Genomic DNA, 18,729 nt, shown 5'->3' on the forward strand with positions numbered 1-18,729 from the left:
ACGCGTGGGGGAGAAGGGGCGGACGATGACCGACGGCGCGCACGCCATCCTCGACGGCACGCGCCGCGACCGGGCCGCCGCGTCCGGCACCTCCCGCCGGACCCGCGGCACCGGCCCGCTCGCGGCGGTTGCCGGCGCCTTCACGCTGGCGCAGCTCCTCCTCGTCCGCCCGGTGCTGGGCCTCGGCTGGGACGAGGTGGTGTACGTCAGCCAGGTCTCCGGCCACGCGCCGGCCGCCTTCTTCAGCGCGCCGCGCGCCCGGGGTGTGTCCCTGCTCGTCGCGCCCGTCGCGTCCTGGACGTCCTCCACCCCGCTGCTGCGCGTCTACCTCGCCGTGCTGTCCGGTCTCGCCCTCCACCTGGCCCTGCGCACCTGGCGGGGCCTGTTCCCGACGCGTGTCCTGGCCACCGGCGGAGCCGTGTTCGCCTCCCTGTGGGTGACCCTCTTCTACGGCCCGCAGGCCATGCCCAACTACTGGGTCGCCGTCGGCGCGCTGATCTGCGCCGGCTGCTTCCTGCGGTTCCGGTCGGACCCCACCGCGCGCACGGCGCTGTGGGGCGTCGGCGCCGGCGCCCTGCTCATGGCGTGGATGCGGCCCACCGACGCGGTGTGGGTGACGGTGCCCCTGCTCGTCCTGGCGGTGGTCCGGCGCCACGGACGGCTGCTGCTCGCGCTCCTGGCGGGCCTCGCCGCGGGCGCCGCCGAGTGGGTGATCGAGGCGTACCTCGGCCACGGCGGCCTCGCGCAGCGGCTGCACGACGCCTCCCGCATCCAGGGCGGCCTCGGCTGGCAGATCGCCGTCGACGACCAGCTGCGCAGTCTGGGCGGGCGGGCGCTGTGCCGGCCGTGCACCGGGTCCATGCCCCACCCGGTGGTCACGCTGTGGTGGTTCACGCTGCCGCTGCTGGCCGGGCTCGGCCTCGCCGTCGCGGTCCGCGCCCGCCGCACCGCCCGCACCCTCCTGCCGCTGGCCTGCGCCACCACGGCCGCCCTGCCCTACCTCTTCATGATCGGCTACGCGGCCCCCCGCTTCCTGCTGCCCGCCTACGCGCTGCTGGCCGTCCCGGTCGCCGACGCGCTGTGGCACCTGGCCAGGACACCGGCCGGCCGGTGGCGGCCCGTCGTCGCGTCCCTGGTCGCCCTCGGGCTGGCCGGGCACCTGGCGGTGCAGCTCGCCGTCCTCGTGCACACCACCGACCGCAACGTCGACAGCCGCCGCGACTGGGCCCGCACCGCCGCCGGGCTGCACCGCCTCGGCGTCCGCCCGCCCTGCCTGATCACCGGCCACGAGGCCATCCCCATCGGCTACTACACGGGCTGCGCCTCCGGCGCCACCGGCGGCCACAACGAGAACACCACCGCGGCGCGGATCCTCGCCGCCGCGCGCCGCGTCCCGGTCGCCCACCTCACCCCCTCCGGCGGCGCACCGGCCGGCTACGCCCGCTCCTGGCCCGTCCACCGGATCGCCGACCTGCGCGTCCACCTCGCCCCCGACCCCCCGCGGGCCGCCGGCCCGTGACCGCGGGGGCTTTTCCCGCCCGCCGCGTCCAGGTAGGACACGGGCGACGGATCACCGACGAGGGGGAGACGACATGGCGGCGACGGACCACGACGGCCGGCTGGGTGCGGAGTTCTTCACCCCGGGCACGTCGTCCTTCACCGAGTTCCTGGCGGCGCACCGCCCCGGGCTGCTGCCCACCCGCCGGGCCCTGCCGGACGGCGTCCGCGCCGAGGGCGTCCCGCACGGCACGACGGTGCTCGCGCTCACCTACCGGGACGGCGTGCTGATCGCCGGCGACCGCCGGGCCACGATGGGCAACCTGATCGCCCAGCGCGACCTGGAGAAGGTGCACCCCGCCGACGACCACACCGCGGTCGCCTTCGCCGGGTCGGTCGGGCTCGCGCTGGACCTGGTGAAGCTGTACCAGGTCGAGCTGGCCCACTTCGAGAAGGTCGAGGGCATCCCCATGACCCTCGCGGCGAAGGCGAACCGGCTGGCCGGCATGATCCGGCAGAACCTCGCCCAGGCCATGCAGGGCCTCGCCGTCGTCCCGCTGCTCGCCGGGTACGACGTGACGGCCCCCGGCGGCGGACGGGGCAGGATCTTCGGGTACGACGTCGCGGGCGGCACGTACGAGAAGTCCGGCTTCCACGCCGAGGGCTCGGGCTCCCCGTACGCCCGCGGGGCGCTGAAGAAGCTGTTCCGCCCCGGCCTGACCCGCCGCGAGGCCGCCCTGGCCGCTCTCCAGGCGCTCTACGACGCCGCCGACGACGACTCCGCGACCGGCGGCCCCGACCTCACCCGCCGCATCTTCCCCGTCGTCTCGGTCATCACCGAGGACGGCTTCGAGCGGCTGGGCGAGCCGGAGACGGAGGAGCTGAGCCGCGCGACGGTTGGGCAGCGCGCCGACCGCCCGGACGGACCGCACGCCGCGCTGTGACGTCCGCGGCGCCTCCCGCCGGCCGGGGAGCGCGAGGACCGGAGATCACCGGGGCCGGAGATCACCGAGGTCGGAGATCATCGAGGTTAGAGATCGCGTAACGGGAAACGCGGAACGGGCACGCGATACGAACGAGTCGACGCAGCGCGACAAGGAGGCGGTCATGGGCACGGAACCGACGGGCCCCGAGGCGATGGCGGACGACGCGTACCAGCCGACCGGAACCAACGAGGAGCAGGAGGACGCCGCGCCCCTGGACATGCAGGACGCCCTCGACGAACGGACCTACGACGACACCCTCGACGAGGGCTACTCCCCGCCGGAGAAGCCGCTCGGCGTCACCAAGCACGGCGTCACCGCCGCCGAGCAGCACGAGGGCGAGACCCTCGACCAGCGGCTGGCCCAGGAGGTGCCGGACGTGTCGGTGCCGGCCGGTGACGGCATCGGCGACAGCCCGGGCGGCGAGGGCGAACCCGTCGACCCCGAGGCGGGCGCGGAGCGCGCCGGACGCCTGGTCGCCCCCGACGAGGGGGTGCGCACGGACACCACGAAGGAGACCGTCGCCGCCGACGTGGGGATCGACGGCGGAGCGGCCGGCGCCGAGGAGGCCGCCGTGCACGTCGTGGAGGACGAGACGGCCCTCCCGGAGGGCGACCGGGAAGTCTGAGACGGTCCGAGGCGGTCCGTGAGAAGGCACCTCCCTCAGCGCTGGGGGAGGTGCCGTCCTCGTCCGGGGATCAGGGCAGCAGCTTGTCGAGGGCGGCGGGCCCCTCCGCTGCCAGCTTGCGCTTGGCCCATTCCAGGTTGCGCGGAGTGAGGTCCTTGCCGGAGGCAAGCACCACGTCCTCCGGCGACACGTCGGTGCCGGTGCGGGTGTGGAGCAGGCGGTCCGGGGTGGCACGGTCCTCGGGCTGCCGGGACGCGGACGCGTCGGGCTCTGACGTCGACATACTCTGCTCCTCGGGTTCCGGATCGCTGTAGCGGCCCCCGGTGCTGTCATCGGGTCCGGTATCACCATTCAACGCGGGGGCGCGCCGTGCATCCGGAAGGCGCGGGCACCGCCGTGAGAGGGCCGCTTCCCATGGGTGCAGGGGTACCTTTCCGGGGCCCCGGGGAAACCTGGCCGCGCCGGCGGAACGGGACGTCCGTCCCCCGTTCGGACGCCCTCCGATGTCGCGCCGCCCCGGCCGGGGTGAGTGTGGAGGCCCGTGTCCCTGCTACTGACAGGAGCTTTTCGATGGGCACACGTCTGATCACCGCGGCGGCCATGGCGAGCGCGGCCCTGCTGGCCTTCGCCGGAACGGCGAGCGCCGACTCGGACCCCGTCGGGGTCGTGTACGGCAGCGGCGGCGTCCTCTCCGGCAACCTCGTCCAGGTCCCGGTCGACCTCGACCTCAACCTCTGCGGCAACTCGATCAACGTGGTGGGCCTGCTCAATCCCGCCTTCGGCAACACCTGCACTACCGGCAAGGACTGAGTCCGGGCCGTCCGGCTTCCCCCGGCGCCCCGGCGGCGGACCCGCGGCACCGCGCGGTCCGTCGCCGGGGCGCCGTCATGCCCGCTCCTCCGGCCGGGGCGCGAGCACGAGCACCGTGACGTCGTCGCGTACGTCGGGGCAGTACCGCGGGAGGCCCGCCCGCACCGGTTCGGCCGGCTCGGCGGGCTGCCCGTCCGCGAACGCCGTCAGCCGCCCGGCCGGCGGATAGAGGAGGCCCCGTCGGTGCCGCGGGCCTCGGTGACGCCGCCGGGGGCCAGGATGAGCCGGTCACCGGGCCGCGGCGGCACCGCGCAGGAGGCGGGCGGGACGGCCCCGGCGAGCCCCGGCCCGAGCGGCGTCCCCGGCTCGACGTCCGGTTCGACGGCCCTGCCGTCCCGCAGCAGCAGCAGTAGCAGCAGGCCGGGCTGCCCGCACGCCACGATCCGCACCGTCCGGGCGTCGGCGCCGAAGGCGGGCAGGACCGCGGTGGCGACCAGCTCGCCGCGCGGCCGGTCCGCGCGGTCCACCACGGGCCCGCGGTCGAGCCGGGCCGCCGGCTCCGGGCCGGTCGGGCACCGCCTCCCGGAAGGCGTCCGACAGCGAGGCGACGGTGGCGGCCGCCGACAGGCCGCGGCCCCGGACGTCGCCCCTCACCGCCCGTACGCCGTACCGCCCGTATGCCGTGCGGACCCGCGCGCACGTCGAAGAAGGCGCCGCCGACCAGGGTGCCGCGCTGCGCGGCCCGGTACCGGCCCGCGCACCGCACCGCACCGCACCGGCCCGACCCCCTCCGGCAGCGGCGGCGCGACGGCGCGCTGCACGGCCCGCGCGACGGCCCGCTCGGTCGTCAGCCGGGCGTCGCGGCGGGTGCGGACACAGGACAGGGGCACGCTCAGCGCCGCGACGAAGCGGACGGTCAGCACGTCCGTGCTGCCCGGGTCGTCCGGGCGGAAGACCGGCGTGGCCGGCACCACCACCGCCGTCGGCGCGCCGAGCAGCGCGGTCGCGGCCGGCCCGCACGACAGGACGGCCGGCGGCGGAACGGCGCCCAGCACGAACCCGATGTCCAGCGGCTCGGGACTGACCGGCTCCGCCAGGCACACGGCCGCCGGCAGGGCCCGGAACCACCCCGGCGGCGGCGCGCCCCCCACCAGCCCCGCCGGTCCCCGTCCCGGTCCCGGCGCGGCGCCCGGACGCGCTGCGCACGCACACCACCACGCCGCTGCGCCCGCCGCAGCGTCACGCGCCGGGAACGGCCCCGGGGGCGGACCACCGCCCCCGGGCCCCTCATTCGAAGGGCGTGAGGGTCAGGCGCAGGCCCGTCGGGGAGGTGTCCTGGATGTACGAGGCGAAGTCGGCCACGTCGTCGAAGGCGAAACCGTACGCCTTGCCGTCCCGGGTCGCCGCGTGCAGCGCCTTGGCGTAGTGGTTGGTGAGGCCGGTGCCGTAGAACACCGAGGCGTCGGTCGTCGGCTGGGCGGGGTGGCTGAGCAGCGTCGAGCGGTTGAAGCCGGCGCCGAGCACGGCGGCCACGGGGCCGGTCCTGCCGTCGTTGGGCGCGGCGAGGGCGCCGTCGCAGAACAGCACGTCCCGCGTGGACGGCTTGCCGAAGGACACCTGCGCGGGCCCGTCGAAGGTGAGCCGCTCCCCGCGCACCCGGCCGGTGAAGGTCCCGGCGTTCGTGGTCACCGTGAGGTCCCGGCCGGTGTACGTGCTCCACACCTCGTCGATGTACGGGGCGAAGTAGTCCTTCGGGAACAGACCGGCGTCCAGCCCGTGCCCGGGGGCGATGATCCGGGTGTCGTCCACGACGAGCCGCGCGAACTCCTCGACCTGCCGCACGGCGGCGAACGCGGCCGCGCGGCCGCCGTCCCGCAGGGTGCCCGTCGTCTGGTCCGCGGCGCCGGTCAGCCGGATGCTCAGCGGCACGCTGAACATGTCGACCATGGTCGTGTTGCAGAACATGCCCGCGGAGTTGTACGTGAACTCGGCGCAGTCGTGCAGCACCCCGTAGCTGGGGTCCGACGCCACCCAGCCCGCCGGGTACTGGAGCGCCGGGGCGCCGTTGCCGTCGGTGACCACCTTGAACTTGAGCTTGGCGCCGAGCGAGACGTAGATCCGGCCGGACATGTACGGCAGGGACAGCCGGGTCTCGCCGCCGCCGGCCAGGCCGATCGCGTAGTCGGCGAAGCCGTCGGCGCCGTTGTCCGACAGCGCCACCGGAGCCAGGGTGCCGTCGGGCGTGAGGCGCACCTGCCGGCCGTCCTGGTTGCCCACGACGTAGACGTGGACGTTCGAGTCGGCGAAGGAACCGCTGCTGTTGACGATCGTCAGCGGCAGGGAGCCGGCCGCCGCGGTGCGCCCGCCCTCACCGGTGCCGGCGAGGGCGTACGGGGCCAGCGCCGCGGCGGCGGGCGCGGCGACGACGGCTCCGCCGAGGGCGAAGAGGAGGGAACGGCGGCCGGGGCGGCGCTGGTGACGAGGAGTCATGTGGGGGGGTCTCCTGACGTGCTCGTGTGCGAGGTGCTCGGTTGCTGCGGCGCGGGCGCGGGGGGCACGGGTGAGAGGTATTGAGAGCGCTCTCAGGCCGTGCGCGGACGTCCGGCGGGCCCCGATGCTACGAAGGCGCACCGCCCGCGCCAACCCGTCGCGCGGTGCTCAAATCCCCTGTAACCGGGCCGAGTCGCGGATACCGGCGGCCGGCCAAGACCGGCTTGAGCGCCCCTTAAGGCGCCCTTAAGGAGACCCGTCGCGCGGTGGAGCGGAAAACGGGTGGACGAGCCGCCGGGAGTCTCCGTAGCGTGTGACGTCACGCCCCGAGGCCGAGGGAAGGAGGGGAGAGCCGTGCAGTCCACCCCGTTCCCGCGCTCCCGCCCCGTCCGCCCGGCGTGCCTCGTGTGACCCGACCGGGAGCGCTCCCCGCAGTACGCATCCCGGAGGAACCCGTGACCGACGTGGTCATCCGCGCGCTCGACGCGAGCGACGCGCATCTCTTCGACACCCTGCCGGACCCGCTGGGCGCCCGCGAGGGGCACCGGCTGACCCGGCACCGCCCCGACTGGAAGCGGGTGGCCCTGCGCGACGGCCGGGTCGTCGCCCGCGGCGCCTGGTGGGGCGGCCCCGACGACACCGAGCCCATCGTCCTCAACTGGTTCGACGTGGCCGAGGGGGAGGAGGAGGCGGGGGCCGCGCTCCTGCGCACCGCCCCCTGGCAGGTCGAACTGGAAGTGAACCTGCCTCCCGGCCACCGGGACGACCCGGCCGTGCGCACCGCCGCCGGCACGCTCTTCGCCGCCGCGCGGGCGGCCGGGTACGAGCTCCTGGTCGAACGTCTCCTGTACCGCTGGACCCCCGACCGCGGGCTGCCCGGGCGGCCCGGCCGGCTGGTGTTCCGCCCCGAACCCGACGACGGCGTGTTCTTCGACGCGCTGCGCCGCATCCACTCCGCCACCCTGGACGCCCACGCGCTCAAGGCCGTCGAGGAGGGCGGACTCGACCGGGCGGCCCAGGAGGAACTCGACTTCTTCCACTGGTGCCCCTCGCCGCGCGAGTGGTGGCAGGTCGCCTCCACCCGGCAGGGCGAGCCGGTGGGCATCCACATCCCCGCGCACAATCCGTCGGGCCCGTGCATCGGCTTCATCGGGGTCCTGCCCGGACACCGCGGACAGGGCTACGCCTACGACCTGCTGGCCGAGTGCACCCACTTCCTGGTCGAGCGGGGCGCCGGGTTCGTGACCGCGGCGACCGACCGGGGCAACGTCCCCATGGCCGCCAACTTCGCCAAGGCGGGATACCCGGTGGTGCGGGAGCGCCTCAACTTCCACATGCCGCGGGGCCGTTGAGCGGACAGTGAGGTAGGCCGTGGCCGGTCGCCGGCACCGGAGACCGGCCACGGCCGGCGGAGGCGGAGACGGGGTTCCCGGCCTCCCGCGTCGTCGCCTCCGGTACGTGCTCGCGCGACGCGTCCGCGGCGTCGCCAGGCCCTGGGGTCTGTCTGACCGTTCCCGCCTGTCTCGCGACGCCATGTACGTACTCGCCGCACCGGGAGCAGAGCCGAGTACGTCCCGTACGAGGCTCTGCGCCCGGCACGCCGAGAGCACGCACCTGACGCCGCGGGACCGCCCTCCGGGCGACGACGGGAACGGTCGGACAGACCCTAGACCCCGGACCCGGCCGGGCGGGCACCGCCGGTCAGCAGCGCCTCCGCCGCGGCGAGCACCTCCGTGACCCGCAGGCCGAACGCGGCGTCGCACGGGTGCGGGCGGCCGGTGCGGGCGGCGTCGAGCAGCGCGTCCGCCGCCCCGGTCAGGGCCGGCACCACCCCCTGGGAACTCTCCGGCAGGAGCGTCACCCCGGCCTCGCCCCGCAGTTCCACGGCGGCACCGGCCGCCGCAGGCGGTGCCGTCAGACTCAGGGTCAGGGTGCTCGACGCCCCGCCGGCGTGGTCGAGGACGACATGGACGGTGTCCCCGGGGCCGTACGCCGCGGCGCTCACGCGCCGGACGTCCCCGAGCACCGGCAGCAGCACCGACAGGGCGTGCGGGCCCACGTCCCACAGGGCGCCCTTCTCCCGCCGCCACGGCGAGGCCGCGAACGGGCTGTCGCCGGTGAACACCGCCCCGAGCCACTGCGCCCGGGCCGTGAACCAGCCGCCCGTACGCGCCTGTTCGGCGATCCACGCCTCCGGCTCGGGATGGAAGCGGGTGGTGAAGAAGACGACGGAGGCCACCCCCGCCTCCCGGACGGCGTCGGCCACGGCCCGGCCCTGCTCCACCGTCGCGGCGAGCGGCTTGTCGAGCAGCAGGTGACGGCCCGCGCGCGCCGCCCGCACCGCCAGGCCGGCCTGGACGTCCGGGGGCAGGGCGACGGCGACGGCGTCCACGTCGGCGAGCAGGGCGTCGACGTCGTCGTACGCGCGCGTGCCGTGCCGGCCGGCCAGCTCCTCGGCGGCCTGCGGGCGCCGGCCCCACACGCCGACGAAGTCCAGTTCCCCGTGCCCGCTCAGGGCGGGGGCGTGTGCCGCCTGTGCCCACGGGCCGGTGCCGAGCAGTCCGATACGCATGCCGCCGCCTCTCCGGGAATGCCGTTGCCTGTCACCGGCCGGTGTGCGGCACCGGCCGGACCGGCGCCGAGCGTGTCACACCGGCCCGGCCGGTGACCAACCCCCCTCGGCGTGTGGACCGCTCAGGCGTCCGCGGGGACGTACGCGCCGAAGCCGAGCTCGCGCAGCGCCGTGCGCAGCCGGTGCGCCGCGTCGTCGAGCGCGGCCTCGTCCTTCTCCACCTCGGCCCGGCGGAAGTCCAGATCGCCCATGCCCCAGGCGGGAGCGACGTGGATGTGCAGGTGCGGCACCTCGAAGCCCGCGACGAGCAGCCCGGCGCGCGGCGCGTCCCAGGCGTGCTTCACCCCGCGGCCGATCGCCTGCGCCACGACGGTGCAGCGGGCCAGCAGCGCCCCGTCCGCGTCGGTCCACTGGTCCACCTCCTGCCGCGGCACCACCAGCGTGTGCCCCGGCGTCAGGGGCGCGATGCTGAGGAACGCGGCGACGTCGTCCTCCTGCCACACGAACCGACCGGGCAGTTCACCCGCGAGAATCCGGGAAAAGAGCGTTGGCATGCCGTGAGTATCACATCTCCGGGGCCGCGTCGGGCCGGTGGCCCCGAGGCCGGTCCCTCAGGCAGCGGGCGGCGGGGTCTCCCGGGCCGGGGACCCGGCGGCCAGCACGGCGCGCAGGCGGCCGACGGTCCGCCGCCATGCCGGGCCGTCGGGGGTCTCGTCCCACAGTTCGGCGACTTCGGACGCCCCGGCCGCCACCCGGTCGAGCGCCTCGACGGCGAGCGGCCGGAGATCGCCGGAGAAGCGCGGAAGGGGTTCGCGGGGTCCGTGGCCGGCCCGGACCGGTGCACCGCCCGGGCACTGCGCCGCGACGAGCGCGGCGGCGGCGACGGCCTCCGCGCCCTCCGGGCTCTCCAGGTAGTCCCGCGTGCGGACGGCGCGGGCGAGCGCCGCCCGCACGAAGGCCTCGCGCTCCTCCGGTGCCGCTCCGTCCAGGGCGCGGACGAAGTCCGCGGCCATGTCGTTGTCGAACGGGTCGATGCCCCACGTGCCCATGACGTCCCCTCACTCCGGCGGTCCGGTGATCATCGCACCGGCCACCGACAGGGCCGCCCCGCCGGCGCGGGAGCCTCCCCAGGCAGCGGTGCGACGCACCGCCCTGCGGTCCGGCGGCCGAGCCCTCCGATTCAGCGGCCCGGCTGCTGAATGCGTTCTCTTTCTTCTATTGGACCTGCGGCCCTCGGGCGGCCAGGCTGGGTGTGCGCCGGCACCGCCGCCCTCCCGGTCCGTGCCGGCCCCCGGCCGTTCCGCGTGACGGCCGGGACGGCACGAACGACAACCGAGACGACAGCCGGGAAGAGGCCACGAGCACATGCAGACCCGCCGCATCGGTGACGTCGACGTCAGCGCGATCGGCCTGGGCGCGATGCCCATGTCGATCGAGGGACGACCGGACGAGGAACGCTCCCTCGCCACCCTCCACGCCGCGCTCGACGCCGGAGCGACCCTGATCGACACCGCGGACGCCTACCACCGCGACGCCGGCGAGGTCGGTCACAACGAGACCCTGATCGCCAAGGCCCTCGCCTCCCACCACCGGGGCAAGGACGTCCTGGTCGCCACCAAGGGCGGGCACCTGCGCCCCGGCGACGGCAGTTGGACGCTGGACGGCAGCCCCCGGCACCTGAAGGAGGCCTGCGAGGCGTCCCTGCGCCGGCTCGGCGTCGAGGCCATCGGCCTCTACCAGTTCCACCGGCCCGACCCGAAGGTCCCCTACGAGGAGTCGGTCGGCGCCCTCCGGGAACTGCTGGACGAGGGGAAGATCCGCATGGCGGGCATCTCCAACGCCGACCCGGAACAGATCAGGCAGGCCGACGAGATCCTCGGCGGGCGGCTGGTGTCCGTGCAGAACCGGTTCTCGCCGGCCTTCCGCTCCAGCGAGCCCGAACTGCGGCTGTGCGACGAACTCGGCATCGCGTTCCTGCCCTGGAGCCCGCTCGGCGGCATCTCCCAGGCCGGTGAACTCGGTTCCGCGCACGCCCCGTTCGCCCGTGTCGCCGAGCGGCACGGCGTGAGCCCGCAGCGGGTGTGCCTGGCGTGGATGCTCGCCAAGTCGCCGGTCGTCGTCCCGATCCCGGGCGCGAGCCGGCCCGAGACCGCCCGCGACTCGCTGGCCGCCGCCGACCTGGTCCTGACCGCCGCGGACCTCGCGGAGCTGGACGCCGCCTGAACCGGCGCCGGCCCGGGCCGCCCGCCGCGCCCGGGTCCCGCAGACGCACCACCGCGCCGCGCACCGTCGCGCCCGCACCACCGCACGGGCGCCCCGTGCGAGGTGCCGCTGCGCGGGGCGCCCGCGAACAAGGCGCTGTCACGTGACACGACCCTGAGTCCCACACCCCACCCCCCGCACCCCACCCCCCGCACCCCCCCCCCCGCACCCCCCCCCCCGCACCCCGCCCCCGCCGCGCCCGCCCGCGCGGCGGGGGCGGGTCGGCGTACGAGCGGTGCCGTGCGTACCGGGCGCCCCGCGGCGACCCGCACCCGCTGATCGCCCCGGCGGCCCGGTACGCGCTCGTCGCCTCCTGCCCCACCCGCAGTCTCAGGCCCCGGACGCCCCCAGGGCGTCCGCGGATGTCTGGTGTACTGCTGTCCGCACAGGGTGAAAGCGCTTTCCCTCCGCACTTTCCCCCGCGTTCCACGTCCCTACGGCAACCGGGGAGGACCACCGCCGATGGCATCGCCGTTGGAAAGACCGCTCGACCACCGCTACCGGGGCGAGCACCCGATCCGCACGCTCGCCTACCTGTTCCGTGCCGACCGGGCCCGCCTGGCCGCGGCCGTCGTCGTGTTCACGGTGAAGCACAGCCCCATATGGCTGCTGCCGCTCATCACCGCGTCCATCATCGACACCGTCGTCCAGCACCAGCCCATCGCCAACCTCTGGACGAGCACCGGGATCATCATGTTCATCCTGGTGGTCAACTACCCGCTGCACCTGCTCTACGTCCGGCTCCTGTACGGCAGCGTCCGCCGCATGGGCACCGCGCTGCGCTCCGCGCTGTGCACGCGCATGCAGCAGCTCTCCATCGGCTACCACGCGCGCGTCAGCGCCGGTGTGCTGCAGGCCAAGGTGGTGCGCGACGTCGAGACCGTCGAGCAGATGGTGCAGCAGACCGCCGAGAACGGACTCGGCGCGCTCACCGTGCTCACCGGCGGCCTGATCATCATCGGCGTGCGCACGCCGGAGTTCCTGCCCGTCTTCCTCGTCGTCGTCCCGGCCGCGGCGCTGCTCGTGGCGCGGCTGCGGGCCCGGCTGCGCACCCACAACGAGCACTTCCGCCACGAGGTGGAGACCCTGTCGTCCCGGGTGACGGAGATGACCCGCCTCATCCCGGTCACCCGCGCCCACGGCCTGGAGGGCAAGGCGCTGCGCCGCATGAACGGCACCCTGGACCGGCTGCTGACCTCCGGGATGCGCCTGGACCTGGTCAACGGCCGGTTCGGCTCGCTGGCCTGGGTGGTCCTCAACGTGATCGGCGTGCTCGTCCTCGCGGGCGCCGCGCTCATCTCGTACTACGGCGTCTGGGGCGTCACCCCCGGCGACGTCGTGATGCTCAGCGCGTTCCTGACCACCCTCACCAACTCCACGACCACGCTGGCGGGCCTCGCCCCGGTCATCACCAAGGGCCTGGAGTCGGTCCGTTCGGTCGGCGAGGTGCTCCAGGCGCCGGAGCTGGAGGACAACGAGGGCAAGGCGGAACTGACCGCGCTCGGCGGCGCCGTCGCCTTCCGGCACGTCGACTACGCCTACGAGACCGACGGGCGCCGCGCCATCAGCGACTTCACCCTGGACGTGCGGCCGGGGGAGACCATCGCGCTCGTGGGCGCCTCCGGCGCCGGCAAGTCCACCGTGCTCAACCTCGTCATCGGCTTCATCCGCCCGACCTCCGGCCGGATCCTGCTCGACGGCACCGACATGAGCACCCTGGACCTGCGCACCTACCGGCGTTTCCTGTCGGTGGTGCCGCAGGAGTCGATCCTCTTCGACGGCACGATCCGCGAGAACGTCGCCTACGGCATGGACGACGCCGACGACGAGGCGGTCCGGGCGGCGCTGCGCGACGCCAACGCGCTGGAGTTCGTCGACCGGCTGCCGCAGGGCCCGGACACCCTGGTCGGCGAGCGCGGCGCGCGGCTGTCCGGCGGGCAGCGCCAGCGCCTCGCCATCGCCCGGGCGCTGATCAGGGACCCCAAGGTGCTCATCCTCGACGAGGCGACCTCGGCGCTGGACACCCGCTCGGAGGCGCTCGTCCAGGAGGCGCTCGCCAGGCTGCTGCGCGGACGCACCACGTTCGTCGTCGCCCACCGGCTGTCCACGGTGCGCGGCGCCGACCGGATCGTGGTGATGGGCGACGGCCGGATCCAGGAGATCGGCACGCACGAGGAACTGCTGCGCCGGGGCGGGGCGTACACGGCCCTGCACGGCGGGCAGGTCGCCTGAGGGCCTTGAGGGCGTCGGAGGGCCGGAAACGGACGAGCGGTCAGGAGGTGACGGAATCCGGTCACATTCCGGCAGGTGCGAGGAAGGTGTGAATGGTTTCGCACGGTCCGGGCATACGCAGCGCAATCGGAGAGAGGGGCGCTACGTGCTCGTACCGGACCCGAAGGTGGTCAGGAACCTGCTGACGCGTTACGCGTCGCTGCGGATCGCTCAGGCGGAGAGGCAGCTCCCGGCTGCGGCCCGTGAGCTGGAGGACGTCAGCTACACGCTGTGCGTGATGATGGGAACGACCAGCGTCCACGACGCCATCGCCAAGGCGGACGAACTCCTGCTGGCGAAGGGGCGGCCGGCGGCCGCCCCGGCGGTCGCGGACCCGGACGGGGAGAACGACCTGTCGCTGGCCGTGTGATCCCGCGCCGGACCGGGCCGCGAACCGGGCGGTGACCGGCGAACCCGTGGGGAGGGGCGCGGTGCGCGAGCACCGCGCCCCTCCCCACGGGCGTGCGGCCGGTCAGGGCAGCGGGGCCGCCGGCGCGGCGCGGGGCAGCGACGGATCGGCGGCCGCCGCCTCCACCACCTGCGGGCCGTCGCCGGCCGGCAGACCGGTGGCCACCTCCGGCGGCAGCGCCGGGTGACCGGCCACCGGGACCCCGGCCCGCCCGTCCGCGAGGCAGGCCGGGAGCGTAGGGGCCGTCGCCCTGCGGTGCCCCGCGACGAGGCGCGGCGCCTTGCGCACCGGCGGGTCCTGCCGCGCCAGGTCCGCCGGCAGCACCGGTGACGCGTCCGGCGCGGCCGGTGCGCGCCCGCGCGGGACGGAGGCCGTCACGGGCGGCGAGCTCCCGGGCGAGGCCGGCGTCCGCCGCCGCGACGAGCCGGTCGGCGTACGCGGCCGGCAGGGCCGGACGGGCGGCGAGGCCGGGCACGGCATGACCCACGGGCCCGACCTGCTCCCGGCGGGCGGCGCACGGCGCGCCCCCTTCGACACCGCTCCCCACCGCTCCCCGCAACAGCCGCGCCGGAAAAGGCGGTTGCGCCCGGGGAGGTCAGGAGGCCCGCCCCCGTGACCTCGCCGCCCGGCCTCAGCGGTGAGGCGTCTCCCGCGCGGCCGCCTTCCCGTGGAACGCCGCCCGGTAGGCGTACGGCGTCGTGCCGACCACCTTGCGGAACCGCTCGCGCAGCGCCGTGGGCGAACCGAACCCCGCCTGCCGGGCGACGCGCTCGACGGGGTGGTCGCTGTTCTCCAGCAGGTACTGGGCGCGCCGCACCCGCGCCCGCAGCAGCCACTGCAGCGGCGTCGTGCCCGTCTGCTCGCGGAACCGGCGGCTGAAGGTGCGCTCGCTCATCCCGGCGCGCGCCGCCATCGCGGCCAGCGTGACCTCGCCGCCCAGGTGGTCCTCGATCCACTCCAGCACCGGTTCGAGCGCCGACCCCCGGGGCACCGGCGGATGCGCGTGCACGATGAACTGGGCCTGCCCGCCCTCCCGTTCCAGCGGCATGACCGACATCCGGGCGGCGTCCGCGGCGACCGCCGACCCGAGGTCCCGCCGGATCATGTGCAGGCACATGTCCAGCGCGGCGGCGGCACCGGCCGAGGTGAGGATCTGCCCGTTGTCGACGTACAGGACGTCCGGCGCCACCTCGACGCGGGGATAGCACCGGGCCAGGTCCTCCGCGGCCGCCCAGTGGGTGGTGGCGCGCAGCCCGTCCAGCAGCCCGGCCTCCGCCAGGACGAACGCGCCCACGCACACGGAGGCGATGCGCGTGCCCGCCCGGGCGGCCTCCCGCAGGGCGTCCAGCACCCGGGGGGAGGGCGGCGCGGCGCCGGGGGAGCGGCCCGGCACGACGACCGTGTCCGCGTCGGCCAGCGCCTCCAGCCCCCGGTCGACCCGGAGGGCGAACCCGCCGTCCGCGCGCACCTCCGGCGACTCGGCGCACAGCCGGACCCGGTAGGGACGCCGGCCGTCGGGCAGCCGCGTCCAGTCGAACACCTGCAGGGGGGCCGCCATGTCGAACGGCACCACGCCGTCCAGGACCAGGATCGCCACGGAGTGCATGACGGCCACGATAGGCGGCTGCCGCGCCGGGCGGCCGACCGGCGGTGCGGTCGCCGTCCGCGGGAGAAGCACTGGTCGGAGCGGTTGGCGGGAATCCGTCGGAAGCTGTCGTTCCAGCCCATGGGACAACCGGGCGGGGCTGCCTAGCGTGGGGCGCCGACCACCTCACGAAAGGGTCCCGGTGACCAAGTTCCTGCTGTCCCTCCACGTCCTGGCCGCCATCGTCGCCATCGGCCCCGTCACCGTCGCGGCCAGCATGTTCCCGCCGGCGGTACGGCGTGCCGCGGCCGCCGCCGGCGACCGTCCCGACCCGGCGGCGGCGGGCACGGTCGCGCTGCTGCACCGCATCTGCCGGGTCTACGCCGGCGTCGGGCTGACGGTGCCCCTCCTCGGCTTCGCCACCGCCGTCGCCATGGACGTCCTGGGCAGCGGATGGCTCGTCACCTCCATCGCCCTCACCGCCGCTGCCGCCGGCGTCCTCGTCGCCTTCGTCCTGCCCCGCCAGCAGGAACTCCTCGACGGGCTCGGCGGCAGCGCACCCGTGGAGCGGTCGGCCACCGTGCAACTCGCGATGTTCACCGGCGTGTTCAACCTCCTGTGGGCCACCGTCACCGTCCTGATGATCGTGCGGCCCGGCTCCACGACGGGCGCCTGACCCCCGTCCCGGACACCCGCGGCGCGCCGCCCGCGCCCCCGCCCGCCGTCACGTGCCGCAGGGGTTTACCGCACCCCCGCCGGTCCGGGCGCCTAGACTCGCACTCGCGTCCCCGTACGGGGGCCGAGGAGAAGAAAGGCGCGTTGACGGGTGTTCCAGGATTCCCCCATCTACGACCGACTCATCGCGGAGTGCGGCGACGTGCCCGCACAGGTTCGCCGGGAGGCCGAACGCGTGAGCAGGGAACTGGAGCTGGTCATGCGGCCTCTGCAGTCCCCCGGCTACGCACCCGGACTCGACCGGCCCCAGCACCCGGGCGCGGGATGGCAGCGCTCCGCCCTGCTGCCGGGCCCGCGTCCGCAGTGACGGCGGCGCGGGGCCCCGGCCCTCAGGAGACCGCCGTGTCCGTGCCGTCGAGGTGCGCCGCGGCCTCCTGACCGGCGGGATGCGCCAGCCACTCGGCGATCGCGCGGGCGATCGGCTGCCCCGTCTCCACCTCGACGAACCCGAACTGCCCCGACTGGTTGCACTCCAGGAACCACCAGGTGCCGTCCGCGTCCTCCGCGAAGTCGAACGCCCCGTAGGCCAGACCGGCCTCGCGGACGTACGCGCGCACGGCCGCGGCGACACGCGGCGGAACGCCGGCCGGCCGCCACGGCGCGCCGGACGCGGCGAACCGCACGTCGACCTCGTCGGGATCCGCGTCCGGAGCGGTCGCCTTGCGGGCGGCCAGCAACTGCTCGCCGACCGCGGTCAGGCGGACGTCGGCCGCCTTGGCGATCCGCCGCTGCAGCAGCGTCGGCCCGTACGCGACGGCGGAGAAGTCGGCGTCCGGCGCGACCCGGCTGGTCGGCACCGCCCGCGGCGGGTCCTGCGGATGCGCGCCCGACACCGGCTTGACCACCAGATCCGGGTAGCGCTCGGCGAACTCCCGGGCGGCCCGCGGGAACGTCGTGATCAGCGTCGCGGGCACCGGCAGACCGCACCGCTGCGCCAGCCGCAGCTGCCACGGCTTGTGCCGGGCCCGGCGGGCCGCGTCGGGATGGTTCATCCAGCGCGCGTCCGAGCCCCGCAGCATGCCGTAGAGCGCCTGGGAGGCCTCCTCGGTCAGCCACGCGGACGGCTGCGCCGCACGGGCCGCCGGGACGCCCGGTCTGCGCACCCAGACGGACCTCAGTCCGGTGATGCTCACCAGGCGGCCCCCGGCGGACAGATGACCGCGGAAGGAGCCGTGGACGTACTCGCCGGACAGGGCGACACCGCCGGTCAGGTCGGCGGGGTCCAGACGGACCACCGGAACGCCCGACGCGTGCAGTTCCACGACCACCAGGTCCGCGGTCACGTCCTCCTCACAGGTGAGGATCAGTACGGTCATCGTCGACGGCCCGTGATCAGTCGTCGAAGTGCGTCTTCGAACCGGCGGTGGACGTCGTGGTCCCCACCTCTCTCAACAGGGCGTGGTCGCGGGCGGCGACCCGTCCGTCGGAAAGCACGTTCAACTGCAGCCCGGAGTCGTACGCGTACGGCGTGACCGCCTCCAACTGCACGGCTGGGCGCGCGTAGTTGAGCGCGAACGGTTGCATCGTCTCTCCCTCGTCGGTGCTGCGCCGATCAAGCGGCGGCCCACGTGCGCCACCGCCTGGTCCGCCGACTTCCTTCGGCTTCCAGAGACTTATACGAATCGAACGGGTGGTTGGTTTCCTTACGGAGCGTAGTCATCGCGCGGGCGCGCGGCCCGCGCCGGTCGCGCGGGCCGGAAGGCCGGCCGCGTCAGGCGGGTTCGCTGTCCGGGGGCCGCGGCGTTCCGCGGTCGCGCCCGCCGAGGGGGGCGCGGACGGAGCGCAGCGCGAGGAGGAGGACGCCGATGTCGTCCAGGTACACCGGGTCGGGCAACAGGTCGGCCGGCAGCACGAGATACAGGACCGCGCCCCAGAACACCCAGCGCGGCCCGGTGGGCAGGCCCGCGCGCCGCAGCTCGCGCCGGGTGCGGACCAGGCGCACCAGGAGGGCGACGGCGAGGGCGAGTACGACGGCCGCGAGGACCGCGGCCACGGTGATCACCGTTGTGGTCGCGTCCACGGGCTCACCTCCTCAGGGCGTGCCGTGACGCACGCGTCCTCTCTGGCATTCCCGTTTCCGGCCGCTGTATGGCTCTCGGGCCCGGACATGTGGCGCGGCCCACTCCGGGCGGGCCCGCGGCGGCCGTTCGGGGCGGCGCCGTCACCCCGGTGGCCCACCCGGGTGGCACCGGGGTGCGGGGGCGCCTAGTAATGGTCAACGTAACGTCGCTCGTCGCACGTCGGGGGTGCGCGGAGCGGCCGCACCCTTCCCATGGAGCCGAGCATGACCACTTGCTCTTCATCACCCCGCTCGAACGAACCCGCCATACCTCCCGCCGTGACCACCGGGCCCTTCCAGCCGTCCGAGGAGACGGCCGTCGCCACCGGCACGCACCCGGTGGGGCCGCTGGTCGAACGGCCCTTTGCGGCCGGCGAGCGCACCGGGGCGCCGTACGGCGACGCGGTCAGCGATCTGGTGCATGCCGC

At 75.3% G+C, this 18,729-nt stretch carries 22 protein-coding genes; 10 read left to right on the forward strand and 12 right to left on the reverse strand.

Features of this window, described 5'->3' with window-relative positions; all coding sequences use genetic code 11:
* The first annotated feature begins 25 nt into the window (after positions 1–25).
* The 3 genes from ACIF8T_RS28115 to ACIF8T_RS28125 all read left to right on the forward strand — a co-directional run bounded on the left by ACIF8T_RS28115 (position 26) and on the right by ACIF8T_RS28125 (position 3,108).
* Positions 26–1,519: a hypothetical protein gene (locus ACIF8T_RS28115; RefSeq protein ID WP_400038897.1), complete on the forward strand. Its 1,494-nt coding sequence runs from the start codon at positions 26–28 to the stop codon at positions 1,517–1,519.
* A gap of 73 nt (positions 1,520–1,592) precedes the next feature.
* Positions 1,593–2,441 (forward strand): proteasome subunit beta, encoded by an 849-nt coding sequence (prcB, locus tag ACIF8T_RS28120; protein ID WP_400038898.1) that lies wholly within the window; start codon positions 1,593–1,595, stop codon positions 2,439–2,441.
* Positions 2,442–2,604: 163 nt separating this feature from the next.
* Positions 2,605–3,108, forward strand: coding sequence for a DUF5709 domain-containing protein (locus tag ACIF8T_RS28125; RefSeq protein ID WP_400038899.1), 504 nt, complete (start codon positions 2,605–2,607; stop codon positions 3,106–3,108).
* A gap of 70 nt (positions 3,109–3,178) precedes the next feature.
* Here the strand turns inward: ACIF8T_RS28125 and ACIF8T_RS28130 are convergent, their stop codons facing one another.
* Positions 3,179–3,391, reverse strand: coding sequence for a hypothetical protein (locus ACIF8T_RS28130; protein WP_400038900.1), 213 nt, complete (start codon positions 3,389–3,391; stop codon positions 3,179–3,181).
* 287 nt (positions 3,392–3,678) lie between these two features.
* Between ACIF8T_RS28130 and ACIF8T_RS28135 the strand changes: the two genes are divergently transcribed.
* On the forward strand, positions 3,679–3,918 hold the full coding sequence (locus tag ACIF8T_RS28135; RefSeq protein WP_400038901.1) for a chaplin: 240 nt from the start codon (positions 3,679–3,681) through the stop codon (positions 3,916–3,918).
* Between the two features lie 206 nt (positions 3,919–4,124).
* Here the strand turns inward: ACIF8T_RS28135 and ACIF8T_RS28140 are convergent, their stop codons facing one another.
* From ACIF8T_RS28140 to ACIF8T_RS28150, 3 genes are all read right to left on the reverse strand, one after another.
* Positions 4,125–4,448 carry a SpoIIE family protein phosphatase gene (locus ACIF8T_RS28140; RefSeq protein ID WP_400038902.1) on the reverse strand — a complete coding sequence of 108 codons (324 nt, stop codon included), beginning with the start codon at positions 4,446–4,448 and terminating at the stop codon, positions 4,125–4,127.
* 120 nt (positions 4,449–4,568) lie between these two features.
* Positions 4,569–5,069, reverse strand: coding sequence for a hypothetical protein (locus ACIF8T_RS28145; protein ID WP_400038903.1), 501 nt, complete (start codon positions 5,067–5,069; stop codon positions 4,569–4,571).
* Positions 5,070–5,205: 136 nt separating this feature from the next.
* A complete protein-coding gene (locus ACIF8T_RS28150; RefSeq protein WP_400038904.1) occupies positions 5,206–6,408 on the reverse strand; it encodes a beta-1,3-glucanase family protein in 1,203 nt (400 codons plus the stop codon).
* 455 nt (positions 6,409–6,863) lie between these two features.
* On the opposite strand from ACIF8T_RS28150, the gene ACIF8T_RS28155 reads away from it, so the two are divergent.
* Entirely contained in the window at positions 6,864–7,760 is an 897-nt protein-coding gene (locus ACIF8T_RS28155; protein ID WP_400038905.1) for a GNAT family N-acetyltransferase, read from the forward strand.
* A 314-nt stretch (positions 7,761–8,074) separates the two neighbouring features.
* On the opposite strand, the gene ACIF8T_RS28160 is transcribed toward ACIF8T_RS28155, so the two are convergent.
* The 3 genes from ACIF8T_RS28160 to ACIF8T_RS28170 form a co-directional block, all read right to left on the reverse strand.
* Positions 8,075–8,980, reverse strand: a complete 906-nt coding sequence (locus ACIF8T_RS28160) for a Gfo/Idh/MocA family protein (protein WP_400038906.1) — start codon at positions 8,978–8,980, stop codon at positions 8,075–8,077.
* Between the two features lie 122 nt (positions 8,981–9,102).
* A complete protein-coding gene (locus ACIF8T_RS28165; RefSeq protein WP_400038907.1) occupies positions 9,103–9,534 on the reverse strand; it encodes an HIT family protein in 432 nt (143 codons plus the stop codon).
* Between the two features lie 57 nt (positions 9,535–9,591).
* Complete coding sequence (locus ACIF8T_RS28170) at positions 9,592–10,029, reverse strand: DUF4259 domain-containing protein (RefSeq protein WP_400038908.1); 438 nt, start codon at positions 10,027–10,029, stop codon at positions 9,592–9,594.
* A 316-nt stretch (positions 10,030–10,345) separates the two neighbouring features.
* Here ACIF8T_RS28170 and ACIF8T_RS28175 point away from each other — a divergent pair, with 316 nt between their 5' ends.
* From ACIF8T_RS28175 to ACIF8T_RS28185, 3 genes are all read left to right on the forward strand, one after another.
* Positions 10,346–11,203 (forward strand): aldo/keto reductase, encoded by an 858-nt coding sequence (locus ACIF8T_RS28175; RefSeq protein WP_400038909.1) that lies wholly within the window; start codon positions 10,346–10,348, stop codon positions 11,201–11,203.
* Between the two features lie 501 nt (positions 11,204–11,704).
* On the forward strand, positions 11,705–13,474 hold the full coding sequence (locus ACIF8T_RS28180; protein WP_400038910.1) for an ABC transporter ATP-binding protein: 1,770 nt from the start codon (positions 11,705–11,707) through the stop codon (positions 13,472–13,474).
* A 145-nt stretch (positions 13,475–13,619) separates the two neighbouring features.
* Complete coding sequence (locus ACIF8T_RS28185; RefSeq protein ID WP_400038911.1) at positions 13,620–13,883, forward strand: DUF5133 domain-containing protein; 264 nt, start codon at positions 13,620–13,622, stop codon at positions 13,881–13,883.
* 102 nt (positions 13,884–13,985) lie between these two features.
* On the opposite strand, the gene ACIF8T_RS28190 is transcribed toward ACIF8T_RS28185, so the two are convergent.
* On the reverse strand, positions 13,986–14,300 hold the full coding sequence (locus tag ACIF8T_RS28190; protein ID WP_400038912.1) for a hypothetical protein: 315 nt from the start codon (positions 14,298–14,300) through the stop codon (positions 13,986–13,988).
* A 253-nt stretch (positions 14,301–14,553) separates the two neighbouring features.
* Positions 14,554–15,528: a GlxA family transcriptional regulator gene (locus ACIF8T_RS28195; protein ID WP_400038913.1), complete on the reverse strand. Its 975-nt coding sequence runs from the start codon at positions 15,526–15,528 to the stop codon at positions 14,554–14,556.
* Positions 15,529–15,709: 181 nt separating this feature from the next.
* On the opposite strand from ACIF8T_RS28195, the gene ACIF8T_RS28200 reads away from it, so the two are divergent.
* Together ACIF8T_RS28200 and ACIF8T_RS28205 are read left to right on the forward strand one after the other, a co-directional pair.
* Complete coding sequence (locus ACIF8T_RS28200; protein ID WP_400038914.1) at positions 15,710–16,183, forward strand: hypothetical protein; 474 nt, start codon at positions 15,710–15,712, stop codon at positions 16,181–16,183.
* Between the two features lie 150 nt (positions 16,184–16,333).
* Positions 16,334–16,549 carry a hypothetical protein gene (locus tag ACIF8T_RS28205; protein WP_400038915.1) on the forward strand — a complete coding sequence of 72 codons (216 nt, stop codon included), beginning with the start codon at positions 16,334–16,336 and terminating at the stop codon, positions 16,547–16,549.
* 22 nt (positions 16,550–16,571) lie between these two features.
* Here the strand turns inward: ACIF8T_RS28205 and tgmB are convergent, their stop codons facing one another.
* The 3 genes from tgmB to ACIF8T_RS28220 all read right to left on the reverse strand — a co-directional run bounded on the left by tgmB (position 16,572) and on the right by ACIF8T_RS28220 (position 18,262).
* Complete coding sequence (gene tgmB / locus ACIF8T_RS28210; RefSeq protein ID WP_400038916.1) at positions 16,572–17,558, reverse strand: ATP-grasp ribosomal peptide maturase; 987 nt, start codon at positions 17,556–17,558, stop codon at positions 16,572–16,574.
* Between the two features lie 16 nt (positions 17,559–17,574).
* Positions 17,575–17,766 carry a putative ATP-grasp-modified RiPP gene (tgmA, locus tag ACIF8T_RS28215; protein ID WP_400038917.1) on the reverse strand — a complete coding sequence of 64 codons (192 nt, stop codon included), beginning with the start codon at positions 17,764–17,766 and terminating at the stop codon, positions 17,575–17,577.
* Between the two features lie 187 nt (positions 17,767–17,953).
* On the reverse strand, positions 17,954–18,262 hold the full coding sequence (locus ACIF8T_RS28220; RefSeq protein WP_400038918.1) for a YkvA family protein: 309 nt from the start codon (positions 18,260–18,262) through the stop codon (positions 17,954–17,956).
* Positions 18,263–18,729: the final 467 nt, after the last annotated feature.

The sequence above is a fragment of the Streptomyces sp. NPDC085946 genome (assembly GCF_044540485.1).
Classification (GTDB): domain Bacteria; phylum Actinomycetota; class Actinomycetes; order Streptomycetales; family Streptomycetaceae; genus Streptomyces.